The organism is Bradyrhizobium sp. (genome assembly GCF_004799405.1).
Classification (GTDB): Bacteria; Pseudomonadota; Alphaproteobacteria; order Rhizobiales; family Xanthobacteraceae; genus Bradyrhizobium.
The window spans coordinates 36,091-54,152 of sequence record NZ_SSMW01000143.1 but is presented as its reverse complement, the minus strand read 5'-3'; the positions used below and the strand labels follow the sequence as shown (position 1 = coordinate 54,152).

Annotated in this window: 13 protein-coding genes; 11 read left to right on the top strand and 2 right to left on the bottom strand. The window is 61.9% G+C overall.

Features of this window, described 5'->3' with window-relative positions; translation table 11 throughout:
• Nucleotides 1–129 precede the first annotated feature (129 nt).
• Nucleotides 130–2,259, bottom strand: a complete 2,130-nt coding sequence (locus tag E7813_RS22685; protein WP_291577510.1) for an acetate--CoA ligase family protein — start codon at nt 2,257–2,259, stop codon at nt 130–132.
• Between the two features lie 285 nt (nt 2,260–2,544).
• Here E7813_RS22685 and E7813_RS22680 point away from each other — a divergent pair, with 285 nt between their 5' ends.
• The 9 genes from E7813_RS22680 to E7813_RS22640 all read left to right on the top strand — a co-directional run bounded on the left by E7813_RS22680 (nt 2,545) and on the right by E7813_RS22640 (nt 11,947).
• Nucleotides 2,545–3,237, top strand: a complete 693-nt coding sequence (locus E7813_RS22680; RefSeq protein WP_291577509.1) for a GntR family transcriptional regulator — start codon at nt 2,545–2,547, stop codon at nt 3,235–3,237.
• A gap of 95 nt (nt 3,238–3,332) precedes the next feature.
• Nucleotides 3,333–5,069 carry an oxalyl-CoA decarboxylase gene (gene oxc / locus E7813_RS22675; RefSeq protein ID WP_291577508.1) on the top strand — a complete coding sequence of 579 codons (1,737 nt, stop codon included), beginning with the start codon at nt 3,333–3,335 and terminating at the stop codon, nt 5,067–5,069.
• A 157-nt stretch (nt 5,070–5,226) separates the two neighbouring features.
• The gene (gene frc / locus E7813_RS22670) at nt 5,227–6,504 is read left to right on the top strand and encodes a formyl-CoA transferase (protein ID WP_291577507.1); all 1,278 of its coding nucleotides are present in this window, start codon (nt 5,227–5,229) and stop codon (nt 6,502–6,504) included.
• Between the two features lie 219 nt (nt 6,505–6,723).
• Nucleotides 6,724–6,861, top strand: a complete 138-nt coding sequence (locus E7813_RS22665; protein WP_291577506.1) for a hypothetical protein — start codon at nt 6,724–6,726, stop codon at nt 6,859–6,861.
• 263 nt (nt 6,862–7,124) lie between these two features.
• Nucleotides 7,125–8,438, top strand: a complete 1,314-nt coding sequence (oxlT, locus tag E7813_RS22660; protein WP_291577505.1) for an oxalate/formate MFS antiporter — start codon at nt 7,125–7,127, stop codon at nt 8,436–8,438.
• Nucleotides 8,439–8,622: 184 nt separating this feature from the next.
• Nucleotides 8,623–9,048 carry a CBS domain-containing protein gene (locus E7813_RS22655; protein WP_291577504.1) on the top strand — a complete coding sequence of 142 codons (426 nt, stop codon included), beginning with the start codon at nt 8,623–8,625 and terminating at the stop codon, nt 9,046–9,048.
• Between the two features lie 164 nt (nt 9,049–9,212).
• Entirely contained in the window at nt 9,213–10,208 is a 996-nt protein-coding gene (locus E7813_RS22650) for a nitronate monooxygenase family protein (protein ID WP_291577503.1), read from the top strand.
• 38 nt (nt 10,209–10,246) lie between these two features.
• The gene (locus E7813_RS22645; RefSeq protein WP_291577502.1) at nt 10,247–11,215 is read left to right on the top strand and encodes a zinc-binding dehydrogenase; all 969 of its coding nucleotides are present in this window, start codon (nt 10,247–10,249) and stop codon (nt 11,213–11,215) included.
• 3 nt (nt 11,216–11,218) lie between these two features.
• Complete coding sequence (locus tag E7813_RS22640; RefSeq protein WP_291577501.1) at nt 11,219–11,947, top strand: transporter substrate-binding domain-containing protein; 729 nt, start codon at nt 11,219–11,221, stop codon at nt 11,945–11,947.
• A gap of 74 nt (nt 11,948–12,021) precedes the next feature.
• Here E7813_RS22640 and E7813_RS22635 read toward each other — a convergent pair whose 3' ends face one another.
• On the bottom strand, nt 12,022–13,803 hold the full coding sequence (locus E7813_RS22635) for an adenylate/guanylate cyclase domain-containing protein (RefSeq protein WP_291577500.1): 1,782 nt from the start codon (nt 13,801–13,803) through the stop codon (nt 12,022–12,024).
• A 159-nt stretch (nt 13,804–13,962) separates the two neighbouring features.
• On the opposite strand from E7813_RS22635, the gene E7813_RS22630 reads away from it, so the two are divergent.
• Nucleotides 13,963–15,342: a cation-efflux pump gene (locus E7813_RS22630; protein WP_291577499.1), complete on the top strand. Its 1,380-nt coding sequence runs from the start codon at nt 13,963–13,965 to the stop codon at nt 15,340–15,342.
• 328 nt (nt 15,343–15,670) lie between these two features.
• Nucleotides 15,671–17,983: an ATP-binding protein gene (locus tag E7813_RS22625; RefSeq protein WP_291577498.1), complete on the top strand. Its 2,313-nt coding sequence runs from the start codon at nt 15,671–15,673 to the stop codon at nt 17,981–17,983.
• Nucleotides 17,984–18,062: the final 79 nt, after the last annotated feature.

The window sequence follows — 18,062 nt, the reverse complement described above, 5'->3', positions numbered from 1 at the left end:
ATCGTCACACATCGCAATGGGCGCGCGTCTGCCTGCTACGGTGCATGAGCCCGCATGTAGCGCGATCGCGTCGCACAGAAGAACGCGCCGCAACGATGCGCACCTGACGCGTCGGCTATTCCAGTCCTCTTACAACAGCCCCGCCCCGCGCGCCCACTTGTACTTCGCCCCCAGCACCGCGACCGGAATTTCGGTCGAATAGGCGTAGGCGACGATGCCGTTCTGGTAGAGATAGTCGGCGGCTTCCTCGACCTCGATGTCGCCGGCCAATGAGGCCACGATCGGCTTTTCGATGCCCTTGGCCTTCATCGCGTTCTTCACTTCGACCATGTTCTTCGCAAACACCATCGGCGGCGTCACGATGGTGTGCCAGTAGCCGAGGATCAGCGAATGGATGCGCGGGTCTTCGAGGCCGAGCTTGACGGTGTTGACGTAGGTGATCGGCGGCTCGCCGCCGGTGATATCGACCGGATTGCCGGCCGCACCGAACGGCGGGATGAATTTGCGGAAGGCCGCATCGAGGTCGGGCGGGATCGTCATCAAGGACAGTTTGTTGTCGATGCAGGCATCCGACAGCAGCACGCCGGAGCCGCCGGCGCCGGTGATGATGACGACGTTCTCGCCCTTCGGCGTCGGCAACACCGGAATGCCGCGGGCAAACTCCAGCATGTCACGCAACGAACGCGCCCGGATCACGCCGGACTGGTTGAATACGTCCTCGTAAATCTTGTCGTTGCCGGCAAGCGCGCCGGTGTGGGAGCTGGCGGCCTTGGCGCCGGCGGAGGTGCGCCCTGCCTTGAGCACCACGATCGGCTTTTTCTTCGAGACCCGCTTGGCGACTTCGGCGAAGGCACGGCCGTCTTTCAGGTCCTCGCAATGTTGCGCGATGATCTGGGTGTTGTCGTCCTGCTCGAAGAAGGTCAACAGATCGTCCTCGTCGATGTCGGACTTGTTGCCGAGCCCGACGATGGCGGAGACGCCCATCTTGGCGGAGCGCGAAAAGCCGATGATCGCCATGCCGATGCCGCCGGATTGCGACGACAGCGCCGCCGAGCCCTTGACGTCATAGGCGGTGCAGAACGTCGCGCACAGATTGGCATGGGTATAATAGAAGCCGTAGATGTTCGGCCCCATCAGGCGGATGCCGTATTTCTGGCCGATCGCCTGGATTTCCTCCTGGCCCTTGATGTTGCCGGTTTCGGCATAGCCCGACGGAATCAGGATCGCGCCGACGACTTTCTTCTCGCCGCATTCGATCAGCGCCGCGGCCACGAAGTTGGCGGGAATGGCGAACACGGCGATGTCGACCTCGCCGGGCACGTCCTTGACCGACTTGTAGACCTTCTTGCCCATGATCTCGTCGGCCTTGGGATGGATCGGGTAGATCTCGCCCTTGTAGCCGCCGTTGATGAGATTCTTCATCACCGAGTTGCCGATCTTGCCGGTCTCGGCGGACGCGCCGATCACCGCCACCGACTTCGGCTTCATGATGCGGTTCATTTGGCGCACGATGTCATCGTGGTTGGGACGCGGGCGCGGCGGCTTTGGATCGAAGTCGACGACGATGCGCACGTCGGCGGCGATCGCGCTGTCCTTGGTCGCAAACACCGGATTGAGATCCATCTCGGCGATCTCGGGGAAATCGGTGATCAGCTTCGAGACGTTGACGATGATGCCGGCGATGGCGTCGCGATTGGCCGGATCGCTGCCGCGCACGCCTTTGAGCATCTCATGGGCCTGGATGCCGTCCAGCATCGAGAGCGCATCCTGCTTGGTGGCAGGCGCCAGCCGGAACGTGATGTCTTTCAAAACCTCGACCAGCACGCCGCCGAGGCCGAAGGCCACCAGCTTGCCGAACGAGCCGTCGGTGACGGCGCCGACGATGACCTCCTGCCCGCCCAGCAGCATCTGCTGGACCTGGATGCCCTCGATCTTGGCATCGGATTTGTATTTCCTGGCATTGGCCAGGATGGTCGCGTAATTCTTCTCGACATCGGCCGCGGTCTTGACGCCAACCATCACGCCGCCGGCTTCGGTCTTGTGAAGAATATCCGGCGAGACGATCTTCATCACCACCGGAAAGCCCATATCGGTGGCGATCTTCGCCGCTTCACCGGCGGACTTGGCCACGCCCTCCTTCGGAACCGGGATGCCGTAGGCGTCGCACACCAGCTTGCCTTCCGGCGCGGTCAGGCTTGTGCGTCTATCCGCCTTGACGGCATCGAGTATTTTGCGGACCGCATCTTTGGGATTCGACATTGGCTTCCTCCTTGACGTCCATTTTTCTTGAAAATTGCCGGCCGCATGCGCGCCCGCACAGGGCATTGTTCTTCCGATCGGGATCGCTTCCGTGATGGCATTTGGTATGCCAGAAATCACGTTGTCAAGGCAAGCCATGCATTGGAAGTGCCGAAAAACAGGCCAACTTGACATTCTGGCATTTGGTATGCCAAAAATTGTGCAGAAATTCTTCTGGTAGAAAGACGTCTCCCACCGAGGAGATCTGTCGTGCCTATTCGGAAACAAACCAAGGCGCCGCCGACTATGGCTGAGGCAGAAATTGCGATCGTCCGGATTGCGCCCGAGACCAGCTTCAAGAACAAGGCCTACGAGGCCTTGAAGGAAGCCATCCTCAAGATGGACATCTATGCGACGCCCGAGCAGGTCATGCTCGACGAGCGCGCTTTGTCCGAGCGCCTCGGCGTCAGCCGCACCCCGATCCGCGAAGCCATCGCGATGCTGGAGCAGGACGGTTTCGTCAAGACCGTGCCACGCCGCGGCATTGTCGTGGTCCGGCGCACCAAGAACGAGATCGTCGACATGATCCGCGCCTGGGCAGCACTCGAAAGCATGGCCGCGCGTCTGATCACCACCACCGCGCGCAAAAAGGACATCTCGGCGCTGCGTGATTTTTTCAGGAATTTCGGCAAGGACCGTCTGCCGCAGGATCACATCGAGGAATATTCCAAGGCCAATATCGCTTTCCATCAGGCGCTGATTTCGCTCTCGGAGTCGCCGGTGCTGGTCGATATGACCAACGATATCCTGCTGCACGTTCGCGGCTACCGGCAGTTGACGATCGGCCGCGTCGACCGCACCGCAACCTCACTGCCCGAGCATATGGCGATCATCGACGCGCTCGAAGAGCGTGACACTGAACTCGCCGAAAAGCGCGCCCGCGACCACACCCTCGGCCTTGCCGCTTATGTCGAGGCGCACGGCCAGGAACTGTTTTAGCGGACTGTTTTAGAACCACGGCCTTGCAATCCGGACGACGACTTAAAGCGACGGCGGACTCGTCCGCATCAAGAAACGATCAGGGAGAAATCGGAATGTCCGCAATAGTACAGAGCATCGACGCCAACAAAGCCGAAGCCGAGCGCGAGCAGACCGATGGCTTCAATCTCATCATCGATGCGCTCAAACTCAACGGCCTCACCACCATCTATGGCGTGCCCGGCATTCCGATCACGGACTTCGGCCGCATGGCGCAGGCCGCGGGCATTCGCGTGCTCTCGTTCCGCCATGAGCAGAACGCCGGCTACGCGGCCTCGATCGCGGGCTTCCTGACCAAGAAGCCCGGCATCTGCCTCACGGTGTCGGCTCCCGGATTCCTCAACGGCCTCACGGCGCTGGCGCACGCGACGACCAACTGCTTTCCGATGATCCTGATCTCCGGCTCCTCCGAGCGCGAGATCGTCGACCTGCAGCAGGGCGACTACGAGGAGATGGACCAACTCGCGATTGCCAAGCCGCTCTGCAAGGCGGCATTCCGCGTGCTGCACGCCGCCGACATCGGCATCGGCTTGGCGCGGGCGATCCGCGCCGCGGTCTCGGGCCGTCCGGGCGGCGTCTATCTCGACCTGCCCGCAAAACTGTTCGGCCAGGTCATGGATGCCGAAGCCGGCAGAAAGTCGCTGGTGAAGGTCATTGATGCTGCGCCCGCACAGATCCCGGCGCCCGACTCCGTCAAGCGCGCGCTCGACGTGCTCAAGAGCGCCAAAAAGCCGCTGATCATTCTCGGCAAGGGCGCGGCTTACGCGCAGGCCGACGACGCCATCCGCCGGTTGGTCGAGAAAAGCGGCGTGCCATTTTTGCCGATGAGCATGGGCAAGGGTCTTTTGCCCGACACACATCCGCAGTGCGCGGGCGCGGCGCGCTCGACCGTGCTGAAAGATTCCGACGTCGTGATGCTGATCGGCGCGCGGCTGAACTGGCTGCTCTCGCACGGCAAGGGCAAGACCTGGGGCGACGCCCCGAAGAAGTTCATCCAGATCGACATCGAGCCAAAGGAAATGGATTCGAACGTCGAGATCGTCGCACCCGTCGTCGGCGACATCGGCAGTTGCGTCTCCGCGATGCTCGCCGCAATGGGCGACAAGTGGACGCCTGCACCGGCCGACTGGATGGGCGCGGTCGCCAGCAAGCGCGAAGAGAACGTCGCCAAGATGGCGCCGCGCCTGATGAACAACAACTCGCCGATGGACTATCACGGAGCCCTCGGCGTTCTCCGCACCATCGTGAAGGAGCGCCCTGACGCGATGCTGGTGAACGAAGGCGCCAACACGCTCGACCTCGCGCGCGGCATCATCGACATCTATCAGCCGCGCAAGCGCATCGATGTCGGCACCTGGGGCATCATGGGCATCGGCATGGGCTACGCCATTGCCGCCGCGGTCGAGACCGGCAAGCCGGTGCTGTGCGTCGAGGGTGACTCGGCGTTCGGCTTCTCCGGCATGGAGGTGGAGACCATCTGCCGGTACAAGCTGCCGGTCTGCATCGTCATCTTCAACAATGACGGCATTTACCGCGGCACCGACGTCAACGGCGTCGGCGACGATCCGGCGCCGACCGTATTCGTGAAGGGCGCGCGTTACGACAGGATGATGGAGGCGTTCGGCGGCATCGGCGTCAATGCGACCAGCCCCGACGAACTCAAGCGCGCCGTCAACCAGGCGATGGATTCCGGCAAGCCCACCCTGATCAACGCGGTGCTCGATCCGGGCGCCGGCAGCGAGTCGGGCCGCATCGGCAACCTCAATCCGCAAAGCAAGCTGAAGAAGAAATAAGTACCCATCAATGTCATTCCCCGCGCAGGCGGGGAATCCAGTATTCACCGGACGATCGCGAGATGAAGAGTGCCTGACCGAACCGACGGAGATTGCTGGATGCCCCGCATTCGCGGGGCATGACGATTACTACTTTTGTATTTGAGGAGAGAACAAAATGACAAAGGCCCTGAAGGGGGTTCGCATTCTCGATTTCACGCACGTCCAGTCGGGACCGACCTGCACGCAATTGCTGGCCTGGTTCGGCGCCGACGTGATCAAGGTCGAGCGTCCCGGCGTTGGCGACATCACGCGCGGTCAATTGCAGGACGTGCCGAACGTCGACAGCCTGTATTTCACCATGCTCAACCACAACAAGCGTTCGATCACGCTCGACACCAAGAATCCCAAGGGCAAGGAAGTCCTGACCGCGCTGATCAAGAGCTGCGACGTGCTGGTGGAGAATTTCGGTCCCGGCGTGCTCGATCGCATGGGATTTCCGTGGGAGAAAATTCAAGCCATCAATCCCAAGATGATCGTGGCGTCGATCAAGGGTTTCGGGCCCGGCCCGTACGAGGACTGCAAGGTCTACGAGAACGTCGCGCAATGCACCGGCGGCGCGGCATCGACCACGGGTTTTCGCGATGGACTGCCGCTGGTCACCGGCGCGCAGATCGGCGACAGCGGCACCGGCCTGCATCTGGCGCTCGGCATCGTCACCGCGCTCTATCAGCGCACCGTGACCGGCAAGGGCCAGAAGGTTACCGCGGCGATGCAGGACGGCGTCCTCAACCTGGCCCGCGTCAAGCTGCGCGACCAGCAGCGCCTCGCCCATGGCCCGCTCAAGGAGTACAGCCAGTTCGGCGAGGGCATTCCGTTTGGCGAGGCGGTGCCGCGCGCCGGCAACGATTCCGGCGGCGGACAACCCGGCCGCATTTTGAAGTGCAAGGGCTGGGAGACCGATCCCAACGCCTACATCTACTTCATCACCCAGGCGCCGGTATGGGAGAAGATCTGCGACGTGATCGGCGAGCCCGGCTGGAAGACCCATCCCGATTACGCCAAGCCGCCGGCACGCCTGACGCGCCTCAACGAGATTTTCGCCCGCATCGAACAATGGACCATGACCAAGACCAAGTTCGAGGCGATGGACATCCTCAACAAGGATGACATCCCCTGCGGCCCGATCCTGTCGATGAAGGAACTGGCGGAAGACCAGTCGCTGCGCGCCACCGGCACCGTGGTCGAAGTGGATCACCCCGAGCGCGGCAAGTACCTGTCGGTCGGCAATCCCATCAAGTTGTCGGACAGCCCGACCGAGGTGACCCGCTCGCCTTTGCTTGGCGAACACACCGACGAAATCCTGCGCCAGGTGCTCGGCTTCACCGACCATCAGGTGGCGGAAATCCACGATTCCGGCGCGCTCGATCCACCGCGCAAGGTTGCCGCCGAATAGCGATCTCGCCGCGATTACTCCCAAACACTGAATCCAAAGCCGCCGGTTGTCCCGGCGGCCTTTTTCATGATTTGGAAACCAGATTGTCTCATTTATGTTGCGTTGCAAAAGATAATATGCTGCCATGCAACCAAGAGCATTGTTGCTGGCATCTGGTATGCCTACACTAGCGCCGGATCACATCGCAGCCCGCCCCAGCTCTCTATAAAGGCGACCACAATGTCCAACGCCATCTACACCCAGATCGTCCCCTCCCGTGGCCTGTTCGCCCGGCTCATGGCGACCATCGACCGCCTGTTGATGGCCAGCGCCCGGATCGCGATCCGCAATGGCGACCTGCCCTATCCCGGGCTTTAAGACCAGAGAATCCCGCGTTTGCGCGGTTGCTGGTTCGTTTCGGACTTGGCGCCCGAACCCCTACTTTCGACTGACGGCTCCGGTTTTCGGAGCCGTTTTTCGTGCCGGTCGCGCCTGAAATATCGACAACGGTGCAACACTCTGCGACATTTTAAGCAACGCATCGTTTTGTCAGACTAATCGCTTGCGCTCTGGCATATCACATACCAAAATGCCGATTGGCAACGCTCCCTTTTGAACAGAAGCGTGCCTCGGGAGGAGCTATGTCCGCTACCGCGCAACCCGCCACGCCGCCTGTGGCAGAAGCCCCATACTTCCGCTGGCTGCAACTTGCGATGGGCGTCGTCTGCATGGCGATGATCGCAAACCTGCAATACGGGTGGACGCTGTTCGTCGATCCCATCGACGCGAAATTTCACTGGGGCCGCGCCGCGATCCAGTTGGCCTTCACGCTTTTCGTGGTGACGGAGACCTGGCTCGTTCCGATCGAAGCCTGGTTCGTCGACAAATACGGCCCCAGCATCGTCATCACGTTTGGCGGCGTGATGATCACCATCGCGTGGGTGATGAATTCATACGCCGACTCGCTGGTGCTGCTTTACATCGCCGCGATCATCGGCGGAATCGGCGCAGGCTCGGTTTACGGAACCTGCGTCGGCAACGCATTGAAGTGGTTCCCGGACCGCCGTGGCCTCGCCGCCGGCGCCACCGCCGCCGGCTTCGGCGCGGGTGCGGCGATCACCGTGGTGCCGATCGCCAACATGATCGCCGCCAGCGGCTATCAGAGCGCATTTTTCTCGTTCGGCATCGGACAGGGCGTGATCGTCTTTATCCTGGCATTTTTCCTGCGCAAACCGTCGCGGGCGATGCCGGCGAAAAAGAAACAGCTCAATCTGCCGCAAACCAAGATCGACTTCACCCCGCCGCAGGTGCTGCGCAGCCCGATCTTCTGGGTGATGTATCTGGTGTTCGTGATGGTCGCCGCGGGCGGACTGATGGCGGCAGCGCAGATTGCGCCGATCGCTCATGACTTCAAGATCGCCAATGAGCCGGTAGGGCTGCTCGGCTTCCAGATGGCGGCGCTGACCTTTGCGATTTCGCTCGACCGGATCTTCGACGGTTTCGGGCGTCCGTTCTTCGGCTGGGTTTCCGATAACATCGGCCGCGAGCACACCATGTTCATCGCCTTCGCCACCGCCGCGCTGATGCTGCTGACGCTGTCGACCTACGGTCACGTTCCCATTGTTTTCGTGCTGTCGACCGCGGTTTATTTCGGCGTGTTCGGTGAAATCTACAGCCTGTTCCCGGCGACCTCCGGCGACACCTTCGGCGTCAAATACGCCACCACCAACAACGGCATGTTGTACACGGCGAAGGGGACCGCCTCGCTGCTGGTGCCGATCGCCAGCATCGTCGCCGCCAAATACGGCTGGCAGGCGGTGTTCGTGATCGCGGTTGCGCTCAACGCCACCGCGGCCCTTCTGGCCCTGTTCGTGATCAAGCCGATGCGGCGCGCCTTCATCCTGGGCCATGAAGCGACGACCGACGCGACCGCGCGCGACGTCAGAGCCGCCTGATCAGGCTTCATACTCATGTGATAAGAGGCGCACTCCGGTGCGCCTCTCTTTTTTTGCGCGCCGCAGCAACGTCAATATCCCTGCCTTTTCTGTCGGGGAGAAACCGGCTTCTCTTGGTATTTGAATTGACAATTGGCATAATGTATACCAACCTGACTAAAGACACCCTGACAAGGAGGTTGCGATGAAAGTCGGAGACATCCTGCGCAAGAAATCCGGACGTGTTGCCACCGTGCGGATGAATGAAACCGTTGCCATTGCCGCCCAATTGATGCGCGCCGGCAATATCAGCGCGCTGGTGGTCAAGGACGTCGTCCGCACCGAGGGCAATACCGCAGCCGGCATGTTTACCGAGCGCGACGTCGTTCGCGCCATCGCCGAACATGGCGCTGCCGGCGCCAACCTGAAGGTGTCGCAATTGATCTCGGTGCAGCAACTGGTGTCGTGCACGTCGAACGATACGCTCGAGCACGCCCGTCATTTGATGAACGAGAAGCACATCCGCCATCTGCCGGTCATCGATGACTACAGCCTGATTGGCGTGATCAGCATCCGCGACATCAGCGCCGCCTTCGATGAAGAAGTGAGCGCACGCGCCGTTCATGCCTGAAGCGGCCGGCGCAATCTCGCGCTGAGCTGATCCCGCTCCGGGAAGAGTTTGACCGTCCCTCCCCGGTGGACATTTGCCCGACCTGACGGCATCCTGCCTTTCTGAAACAAAAGCAGCAAAGGCGCGCGACTGTCGCGCCCAGAGGAAACGTTCAGGGGCGCAGCATGATCAAGACTCGATTTACCGAACTGGTCGGGGTCGAACACCCGATCGTCCAGGGCGGAATGCAATGGGTCGGCCGCGCCGAACTGGTCGCGGCCGTCGCCAACGCCGGCGCGCTCGGCTTCATCACCGCGCTGACGCAGCCGACGCCGGACGACCTCACCAAAGAAATCGCGCGCTGCCGCGGCCTCACCGACAAGCCGTTCGGCGTCAACCTCACCATCCTGCCGTCGATCAAGCCGCCGCCTTACGCGGAATACCGCCAGGCCATCATCGAGAGCGGCATCAAGATCGTCGAGACCGCCGGCAACAAGCCGCAGGAACACGTCACCGAATTCAAGAAGCATGGCATCGTGGTGGTGCACAAATGTACCAGCGTGCGTCACGCGCTGTCGGCCGAACGCATGGGGGTCGACGCGATCTCGATCGACGGCTTTGAGTGCGCCGGCCATCCCGGCGAGGACGACACGCCCGGCCTCATTCTCATTCCGGTCGCCGCCGACAGGGTGAAGATACCGCTGATCGCCTCGGGCGGCTTCGGCGACGGCCGCGGCCTGGTCGCAGCTCTTGCGCTCGGCGCCGAAGGCATCAACATGGGCACGCGTTTCATGTGCACCAGGGAGAGCCCGATCCATCAACTGATCAAGGAAAAGATCGTCGCCAACGACGAGCGCGAGACCGAATTGATCTTCCGCACCATGCGCAACACCTCGCGCGTCGCCAAAAACGCCGTCAGCACCAAGGTCGTCGCCATGGAAAAGGAGGGTGCCACCTTCGAACAGGTGCGCGATCTCGTGGCTGGCGCCCGCGGCAAGATGGTCTATGCGACGGGCGATGCCGACGAGGGCATCTGGTCGGCCGGCCAGGTGCAGGGATTGATCCACGACATCCCGACCTGCGCCGAACTGGTGTCGCGCATCATGCGCGATGCCGAAGCCATCATTCAGAACCGGCTCGGAGGCATGATGACCGGCAACCGCCGCGAAGCCGCGGAGTAGCCGGCTTCGCTTCACTCACCAAAAAAGAGAGCCATCCCATGAAGGCCTATGTCTACGGCGCCAACGGCGCTGAAATCACCGACGTGGCAAAACCCTCACCGAAGGGCACGCAGGTGCTGGTGAAGGTGCACGCCTGCGGACTCAACCGCGCCGACCTCGGCATGACCAAGGGCCACGCCCATGGCAGCGCCGGCGGCGTCGGCACCGTGCTGGGGATCGAATGGACCGGCGAGATCGCCGCGTTGGGTCCGAACGCCAAAGGCGTCAAGGTCGGCGACCGGGTGATGGGCTCCGGCGGCGGCGCTTTTGCGGAATATACCCTGGCGGATCACGGACGGCTGTTTCGCAATCCCTCCAATATGAACTTCGAGGAAGCAGCCACCCTGCCCGTCGCGCTCTCGACCATGCACAATGCGGTGGTGACCAACGGCGCGTTGCAACCAGGCCAAACCGTTCTGATCCAGGGCGCCAGCTCCGGCGTCGGCCTGATGGCCATGCAGATTGCCAGGCTCAAGGGCGCGAAAATCGTGATCGGTTCTTCGACCGACGCCACCCGCCGCGGGCGCTTGAAGGAATTCGGCGCCGACTTGGCGATCGATTCCAGCGATCCCGGCTGGGTCAAGCAGGTGCTGGAGGCGACCGGCGGCGAAGGCGTCGACCTGATCGTCGACCAGGTCTCGGGCAAGGTCGCCAGCCAAAATCTCGCCGCCACCAAAATCAAGGGCCGCATCGTCAATGTCGGCCGGCTCGGCGGCACCCACGCCGATTTCAACTTCGACCTGCACGCCGCGCGCCGGATACAATATATCGGCGTCACCTTCCGCACCCGCTCGATCGAAGAGGTCCGCGAGATCTTCGACGAGGTCCGCAAGGACATCTGGGGTGCGGTGGAATCGCGCAAGCTGCAATTGCCGATCGACAAGGTTTACAAGTTCGAAGACATCGGCAAGGCGTTCGAGCACATGGAAGCCAACAGGCACCTCGGCAAGATCGTGGTGACGCTGTAGCGGATGGGCAAAGGCGCGCCCGCACGCGAAATCCTGGCCCCCAAGGGCAGACTGCGCGTCGGCGCCTTTCCCGGCAGCCCGCTGTCGATGGCGAAAGACCGCAAGACGGGAGAAATCCACGGCCTCGGCATCGATCTCGGCAAGGAGCTGGCGAAACGGCTCGAGGTCCCATTCGAGCAGGCGAACTATCAGCGAATTGCCGAAGTCATCGAAGCCATGAAGGCGGGCGATGTCGATTTCACGCTCAGCAACGCAACCTCGGCGCGGGCGGTCGATGTCGCCTTCAGCCAGACCGTGATTTCGGTGGAGCTGGGTTACCTCATTCCGGCGAACTCTCCGATCATGACAATGGCAGACCTCGACCAGCCCGGCATCCTGGTCGGCGTCACCCAGGGGAGCACGTCGCAACGCACGCTGCCGAAGATGCTGCCGAACGCGACCGTGGTGCCGGCGCAGAATTCCAGCCGCGCGATCGAAATGTTCCAACGCCGGGAGCTCGATGTGTTCGCGACCAACAAACCGACCTTGTTCGAAATGTCCGACCGCATGCCCGGCGCGCGCGTGCTGGAGGGACGATGGGGCGTGGAACACATTGCCGTCGCCATTCCGAAGGGCCGCGAGACCGGACTCGACTATCTCCGTCGTTTCGTCGAGGACGTGCAGACAAGCGGCCTGCTGGCGCAAGCCGTGGCGCGTGCTGGCCTCCGAGGCGTCGTGACGGTGACGTCGTAACCAGGGCGCGAATCCGTAAACCAGAGGCGTTGGCGAACATCCGCTTTGGTGCACGTAACGGCTGTTCACATCGATCAGTCAGGCAACCCGAGCTTTCGGAGATTGTCTGCCACGCGGTCCATCGTGGCCTGTGAAAAAACCATTGCTTGTTTGAATTTTGAAACCGTCAGATCGGGATAGTAACGCATCATCTCCGCAAGGGCCTGTTTGGCTTCTTCGATTCGGCCGCCTCCAGATAGAGACGATGCTAAATGGCGGTGTATCCAACTAGCGTTTGGCCGTTCCTCGAGAGCTCGTCGATAGAACAACGCGGCTTTGTCGTATTCTTGCGCCACCTCGTGCGACGAGCCTATACCTACATAGTTGTTGAAATTCATTGGATCGATTGGACTCAGGCGCAGGGCGCGTTCAAAATTTCCAATCGCCTTTTGTGGCTGATCAGTATAGTTCTCGAGCCATCCGAGCCGACTCCAGGCCCATGCTGCATTGGGATCAAGTGTGACTGCACGCTCAAGCAGCACTCGCGCTGTTCCATGATTGCGTACGAAGGTATGCACCGCGCCTAGCACTGCCAGGATAATGGGATCGTCGCCACTAATCTCTGCTGCCCGCTCGGCCAGCGATCGCGCCATTGCCTGGCTACCCGCGATATCCTCCGCCCAATTGTAGACAGAGCGCTGGGCGTGACACCAACCAGCAAGCGACAAGGCTAGCGGGTATGCAGGATCAATCGCGAGCGCCTTTTCGAGAAGTTCTATCGCTCTTGCGCTTTCGGCCTTTTCGAACGCCCAAACGTGAGGCATTGCCCTCATGGTAAAGTCGTAGCTGCCGAGATCTTGCGGTCGTTTACGTCGCGATCGCTCAATCTCGGCGATACGGATAGAGGGCTGCAGAGCGCCTGCCACTTGTTCCGTTATTCGATCTTCGAGATCAAAGAAGTCATCGATTGCGCCGTCGAAGCGGGAACTCCAGACGTGTGCGCCTCCCGCGGTCTCGATTAGCTGAACGATAATACGGAGGCGGTTTCCAGCTTTCTGTACGCTACCTTCCAGCAAATAGGCGACGCCCAATTCTTTGCCAATGTCGCGCGCATTTGTCGTGCGGCCCTTATAGGTGAATGCCGAACTGCGCGCGATGACAAAAAAAGAGCGGATGCACGAAAGCGCCGCGGTAATTGCCTCGACGATTCCATCAGCGAGGTAGTCTTGACCTGGTTCGGCGGACATGTTGTCAAACGGCAGAACCACGATGGACGGTTTGTCGGGTAGCGCCAGAGCCTGAACTTGCGTCGGAGACGGGTCGGACCGGATTGCCGGAGCGGTCTCGCCTGCAAGCCGGATGTGCCATGCGCGCATTGGCTCGGCAATATTCTTTAAAATCTGCTCCCCAATGTCATCGAAGACGACGTCGATCTTGCCGCGAATTTGCCTGTGGGCATCGTCGGAAATGCATACGCCACCCGGTTCGGCGATTCCCTCAAGACGCGCCGCGATGTTGACCCCATCGCCGAAAATATCGTTATCATCGATGATGATGTCGCCGACGTGAATGCCAATGCGAAATTCGATCCTGAGCTCCGAAGGCACTTCGGCATTTTGTTCCGCCATCTCTCGCTGGATTTCCATCCCGCAACGCGCTGCATCGACTGCGCTGGCGAACTCGACCAGCATGCCATCGCCGGTGGTCTTGACGATGCGACCACGGTGAGTAGCAATCCGAGGATCGACAACGGTCTTTCGAAACGCCTTTAGCTGCGCCAGCGTGTGCTCCTCGTCACGGCCCATCAGCCTGCTGTAGCCGGCGACGTCCCCCGCCATCACAGCCGCCAGTCGCCGTTCCACGCGTTCGCCGGTCAAAAAAGCCTCCAGATTGTTCCAGCCTATAGGCTGGGTTCAATTCAGCATACATGCAATGTTAGTCGGAACAATTCGCAACAAAGCGCTGGCGCAAGCGAGTGGCGATTGCGCGCCCAATCGCTGCTTTAACGCCGGATGACAGGCTGCTAAACCGCACCCATGGGCGAACCGATTCACAGCGTCAAATCCCGCGTCGCGGCGATCTCGATTGTCGCCAGTGCCGCCATGGCCACGGCCAAATTCGTGGTCGGCATCGCCATCGGCAGTCTCGCATTGATCTCCGAAGCGCTGCACTCTTCGGTCGACGTGGCGGCGACCGTGGTGACGTGGCTGGTGGTGCGATTTTCTGATCGGCCCGCCGACAAGGAACACAATTACGGCCACGGCAAGATCGAGAGCATCTCGGCGCTCGGCGTGATCGCGATGCTCTATGTGCTCGCGGGCGGTATTCTGGTGGCGTCCTATGGCCGCCTGCGCGCGGGCACGCCGCCGCCGGTCGTGTCGGCTGTTCCGTTTGTCGTGCTGCTGGTCGATATCGCGGTCAATCTGTGGCGCGCACGAGCGCTCCACCGCACCGCGTACGACACCAAAAGCCAGGCGCTCGAGGCCGATGCGCTGCATTTTGCCTCCGACGTGCTGGGCTCGCTTGCCGTCATCGTGGGGCTGGCGCTGTCAGGCCTGGGCTATGCCTGGGGCGACGCCGCCGCCGCCATTGCCGTTGCCGTGATGATCGCGCTGCTCGGCCTGCGACTGGCGCGCTCCACGGTGGAGACCCTGCTCGACCGCGCACCCGAAGGCGTCTCGGACAAAGCCGAGGCCGCGATCCGGACGGTGCCCGGCGTGGTCGATATCGAACGCCTGAGGGTCCGCATGGTCGGCCCGACCCACTTCATCGACGCCGTCGTGCAGGTGCCGCGCACCTATCCGATCGACCGCGTCGACGAGATCAAGCAAGCGGCGCAAGCTGCGGTCGCAAACGCGCTCGGCGATGCCGACCTGACCTTCACGGCGGTGCCGGTCGCGCGCAGCAATGAGAGCGTGCGGGAACGCGTCATGGTGATCGCCCGCAATTCCGGCCTCGCCGTACATCATGTCACCGTGCACGATCTCGGCGGCAAGCTCACCGTCAGCATCGACCTCGAAGTCGACGGCGAGCTGGCGCTCGCCGCAGCCCACGACATCGCCCACGACCTGGAGCGCAACATCCGCGAGGAATTCGGCGAGGACGTCGAAGTCGACACCCACATCGAGCCGCTGGAACCGGAATTGCCGCTGGGATCGGATGCCGCGCCCGACCGCGTCGAGACCATCAAGGCCGCGCTGTCGCGCTTCGCCGCCGACGGCGCGATCCACGACATCCATAATGTGCGGGTACGCAACACCAACGCCGGCGAAATCGTCAACTTCCATTGCCGCGCCGCGCCCTCGATGAGCGTGATCAAGGTGCACGAGAACGTCGATGAGATCGAGCGCGCGTTGCGCCGGGCATTCCCGACCGTCAAGCGCGTCATCAGCCACGCCGAGCCCCCTTACGCGTAACCGCGAAAGCTGTGGTCGAACGGCATGCCCGGCCTTGTGCCGGGCATACACGTCTTACTTTCTTTCGGGCAAAGATGTGGATGGCTGGGTCAAGCTCGGCCATGACAGGAAAAAAGCACCGCGACCTCGCTCTTCTCCGGCGTTCCCGTTTCGGACTCACTTTGCGCGCGTTTCGGAGTCCCGATTCTCCTTTGGACAAGATTTTTTTGCATTAACGAATCGTTGACTCTCGACAGTTCGGAAAAACTGGATTCAAATCGATTGTGATTCGGAAGCGACTGGGGTTCTTCCGGACAGGGTGCGAAAATCCTCCGAGGGGACCAAAGGCATGGCGCGCGCGCATGCGGCGAACGCGTGCGTCCAATCCGATTCGATCAAGGGATTGGCGCAATCGATCGCAAAACCGGCCTACCACAGGCTGTTGATAGCGGAGCCGGCGCTTCGCCGCGCCGTGCCCACCCTGATCATTGCCTTCCTGATCACCATCTGCCTCGGCGCCTTCGTCCAGGTGGTCGACCAGAACCGGCAGAAGCGCGCATCGGTCAAACGCGATCTGGCGGCCGTCGCCGATTACCTTGCCGAACGTCTCGATCGCATCGCCTCGGTCCGGCAGGATCGTCTGGCGACGATCGCACGCCTGCAAGCCCTGCTGCCCAGCGTCATTCCGGCATGGGGTATCGCCCCCGGCAGGCATTTCATCATCACCGGCGCAGACCAGCGCGTGCTCGCCCGCGTACCCGTCGAAGAAGGACTGGAGGCCGACCGGATCCTCGACGTGATCAGCACGGCGCAACTGTTGACGGTGCCGGGCCAGCAAAGCGGCGTCATCGACATGACCCTCCCCAATGGCGGCGGCGCGCTGGCGATCCAGCACATCGTCAAATCGCTGCCGGGCCAGGTCATTATCGTCCAGGAAAAAGGTGACTCGCTGTGGCGCTCGGACGCCGCCTTGTCGGTGACGCTGTCGGCCACCACCGGCTTTGTCGTACTGATCCTGGGATTTGCCTTCCACTGGCAATCGACCCGCGCCCGCGAAGGCGATCTCATCAACGACGCCGTGCGCGGCCGCATCGACACCGCGCTCAATCGCGGCCGCTGCGGACTATGGGACTGGGACCTGTCGCGCGGCCGGATCTTCTGGTCGCAATCGATGTTCACGATGCTGGGCCTCGACACCCGCAGCGACCTCTTGACCTTCGGTGAGGTCAACGCGCTGGTGAAATCCGACGACATCGACCTGTTCGCGATCGCCGATCAGTTGATCTCCTCGAAGATCAATCACATCGACCAGACCTTCCGCATGCAGCACACCGGCGGCCACTGGATCTGGCTGCGGGTCCGCTGCGAGCTCAGCCACGGCGCGGCCGATACCGGCCTGCATCTGATCGGCATCGCCGTCGATATCACCGAGCAAAAGAGCCTCGCGGAAAAAACCGTGGAGGCCGATCTTCGGCTGCGCGATGCGATCGAGACCATCCCGGAAGCTTTCGTGCTGTGGGACGCCGGAGATCGGCTGGTGCTCTGCAATTCGCATTTCCAGCGGCTGCACAAGCTGCCGGATTCGGCCGTGACGCCGGGCACCTCGTATGAAACGGTGATCGAAGTAGGCTCGATGCCGGAGGTCCGCACCCGCCTGCACGACGCCGGGACGCAGGCGCCGGGCGCCCGCACCTTCGAGGCGCAGCTCGACGACGGCAGCTGGCTGCATATCAGCGAGCGCCGCACCAAGGACGGCGGCTACGTCTCGGTCGGCACCGACATCACCCGCATCAAGGAGCACGAGCAGAAACTGGTCGACAACGACCTTCGCCTGCGCGCCAGCGTGATCGACCTGAAACGCTCGCAGACCGCGCTCGAACAGCAGGCGCTCGAACTCGCCGACCTCGCCGAAAAATACTCCGAAGAGAAAAATCGCGCAGAGGAAGCCAACCAGACCAAGTCGAAGTTCCTCGCCAATATGAGCCACGAGCTGCGCACGCCGCTCAACGCCATCATCGGATTTTCCGAGATCATGGAAAACGGCATGTTCGGCACGCTGGGCTCGGAAAAATACCAGGAATACTGCCACGACATATTGACCAGCGGTCACTACCTGCTCGAGGTGATCAACGACATCCTCGATATGTCGAAGATCGAAGCCGGCCGCATGAAGCTCGACATGGAACCGCTCGACCTGTCGACGACGCTGGCGGAATCGCTGCGCGTGGTATCGGGGCGCGCCGACAACAAGAAACTGACGCTGGAGGCCGACATCGAAAGCACGGTCCCGGTGATCGCCGACCGGCGCGCGATCAAGCAGATCATCATCAACCTGTTGTCCAACGCGGTGAAGTTCACGCCCGACGGCGGCAGGATCACGGTCCGTTGCCGCCGGCGGCAAAACGCCGTCGTGCTGATGATCGTCGACAGCGGCATCGGTATCGCGCCGCAATCGCTGCGGCGGCTGGGCAAACCGTTCGAGCAGGTCGAAAGCCAGCTCACCAAGACCTATCACGGTTCGGGGCTCGGCCTTGCCATCGCCAAATCGCTGACCAATCTGCATGGCGGATCGATGCGGCTGCGCTCGCAGCTTGGCGCCGGCACCGTGGTCTGCGTATCGCTGCCGCGCGATGTGGAAAACGCCAGGAAGGTCGCCGCCTGATCAGCATTCCAGCGTCGGCGCGACCTCGCGGACGGTGTGAACGCGTGCCGCGCAGCGCTGACGGCTGACGCCGCCACAG

Excerpts from the sequence above, each read along its gene's own strand:
- E7813_RS22685 (WP_291577510.1), bottom strand. The coding sequence starts at position 2,259 with ATGTCGAATCCCAAAGATGCGGTCCGCAAAATACTCGATGCCGTCAAG.
- E7813_RS22680 (WP_291577509.1), top strand. The coding sequence starts at position 2,545 with ATGGCTGAGGCAGAAATTGCGATCGTCCGGATTGCGCCCGAGACCAGC.
- oxc (WP_291577508.1), top strand. The coding sequence starts at position 3,333 with ATGTCCGCAATAGTACAGAGCATCGACGCCAACAAAGCCGAAGCCGAG.
- frc (WP_291577507.1), top strand. The coding sequence starts at position 5,227 with ATGACAAAGGCCCTGAAGGGGGTTCGCATTCTCGATTTCACGCACGTC.
- E7813_RS22665 (WP_291577506.1), top strand. The coding sequence starts at position 6,724 with ATGTCCAACGCCATCTACACCCAGATCGTCCCCTCCCGTGGCCTGTTC.
- oxlT (WP_291577505.1), top strand. The coding sequence starts at position 7,125 with ATGTCCGCTACCGCGCAACCCGCCACGCCGCCTGTGGCAGAAGCCCCA.
- E7813_RS22655 (WP_291577504.1), top strand. The coding sequence starts at position 8,623 with ATGAAAGTCGGAGACATCCTGCGCAAGAAATCCGGACGTGTTGCCACC.
- E7813_RS22650 (WP_291577503.1), top strand. The coding sequence starts at position 9,213 with ATGATCAAGACTCGATTTACCGAACTGGTCGGGGTCGAACACCCGATC.
- E7813_RS22645 (WP_291577502.1), top strand. The coding sequence starts at position 10,247 with ATGAAGGCCTATGTCTACGGCGCCAACGGCGCTGAAATCACCGACGTG.
- E7813_RS22640 (WP_291577501.1), top strand. The coding sequence starts at position 11,219 with ATGGGCAAAGGCGCGCCCGCACGCGAAATCCTGGCCCCCAAGGGCAGA.
- E7813_RS22630 (WP_291577499.1), top strand. The coding sequence starts at position 13,963 with ATGGGCGAACCGATTCACAGCGTCAAATCCCGCGTCGCGGCGATCTCG.
- E7813_RS22625 (WP_291577498.1), top strand. The coding sequence starts at position 15,671 with ATGGCGCGCGCGCATGCGGCGAACGCGTGCGTCCAATCCGATTCGATC.